This window comes from Streptomyces sp. NPDC006368 (assembly GCF_040612535.1).
In the GTDB taxonomy this organism is placed as follows: Bacteria; Actinomycetota; Actinomycetes; order Streptomycetales; family Streptomycetaceae; genus Streptomyces.
The window spans coordinates 1,634-3,283 of the sequence record NZ_JBEXQK010000090.1 but is presented as its reverse complement, the minus strand read 5'-3'; the positions used below and the strand labels follow the sequence as shown (position 1 = coordinate 3,283).

Annotated in this window: 1 rRNA gene (running past one end of the window); it reads left to right on the top strand. The window is 57.5% G+C overall.

The features are described 5' to 3' along the window. Nucleotides 1-59 precede the first annotated feature (59 nt). Nucleotides 60-1,650 (top strand): 23S ribosomal RNA (locus ABZZ38_RS30200); it runs 1,632 nt beyond the window's last position.

Sequence of the window (1,650 nt, the reverse complement as noted above, 5' to 3'; positions counted from 1 at the left end):
CGGGGGTGGTGGGTGGCTGGTCGTTGCTTGAGAACTGCACAGTGGACGCGAGCATCTGTGGCCAAGTTTTTAAGGGCGCACGGTGGATGCCTTGGTACCAGGAACCGATGAAGGACGTGGGAGGCCACGATAGTCCCCGGGGAGCCGTCAACCAGGCTTTGATCCGGGGGTTTCCGAATGGGGAAACCCGGCAGTCGTCATGGGCTGTCACCCGCTGCTGAACACATAGGCAGTGTGGAGGGAACGAGGGGAAGTGAAACATCTCAGTACCCTCAGGAAGAGAAAACAACCGTGATTCCGGGAGTAGTGGCGAGCGAAACCGGATGAGGCCAAACCGTATGCGTGTGATACCCGGCAGGGGTTGCGCATGCGGGGTTGTGGGATCTCTTTGTCACAGTCTGCCGGCTGTGAGACGAGTCAGAAACCGTTGATGTAGGCGAAGGACATGCGAAAGGTCCGGCGTAGAGGGTAAGACCCCCGTAGCTGAAACATTGACGGCTCGTTTAAGAGACACCCAAGTAGCACGGGGCCCGAGAAATCCCGTGTGAATCTGGCGGGACCACCCGCTAAGCCTAAATATTCCCTGGTGACCGATAGCGGATAGTACCGTGAGGGAATGGTGAAAAGTACCGCGGGAGCGGAGTGAAATAGTACCTGAAACCGTGTGCCTACAAGCCGTGGGAGCGTCGCTGTGTGTGCTTGCACATGCAGTCGTGACTGCGTGCCTTTTGAAGAATGAGCCTGCGAGTTTGCGGTGTGTTGCGAGGTTAACCCGTGTGGGGAAGCCGTAGCGAAAGCGAGTCCGAATAGGGCGGTTTAGTAGCGCGCTCAAGACCCGAAGCGGAGTGATCTAGCCATGGGCAGGTTGAAGCGGAGGTAAGACTTCGTGGAGGACCGAACCCACCAGGGTTGAAAACCTGGGGGATGACCTGTGGTTAGGGGTGAAAGGCCAATCAAACTCCGTGATAGCTGGTTCTCCCCGAAATGCATTTAGGTGCAGCGTCGTGTGTTTCTTGCCGGAGGTAGAGCACTGGATAGGCGATGGGCCCTACCGGGTTACTGACCTTAGCCAAACTCCGAATGCCGGTAAGTGAGAGCGCGGCAGTGAGACTGTGGGGGATAAGCTCCATGGTCGAGAGGGAAACAGCCCAGAGCATCGACTAAGGCCCCTAAGCGTACGCTAAGTGGGAAAGGATGTGGAGTCGCAGAGACAACCAGGAGGTTGGCTTAGAAGCAGCCACCCTTGAAAGAGTGCGTAATAGCTCACTGGTCAAGTGATTCCGCGCCGACAATGTAGCGGGGCTCAAGCGTACCGCCGAAGTCGTGTCATTGCAGTACATACCCCCAACGGGGACTGTGATGGGTAGGGGAGCGTCGTGTGCCGGGTGAAGCAGCCGCGGAAGCGAGTTGTGGACGGTTCACGAGTGAGAATGCAGGCATGAGTAGCGATACACACGTGAGAAACGTGTGCGCCGATTGACTAAGGGTTCCTGGGTCAAGCTGATCTGCCCAGGGTAAGTCGGGACCTAAGGCGAGGCCGACAGGCGTAGTCGATGGACAACCGGTTGATATTCCGGTACCCGCTTTGAAACGCCCAGTATCGAATCCTCTGATGCTAAGGCCGTGAAGCCGCCCTGGACCCTTCGGGGG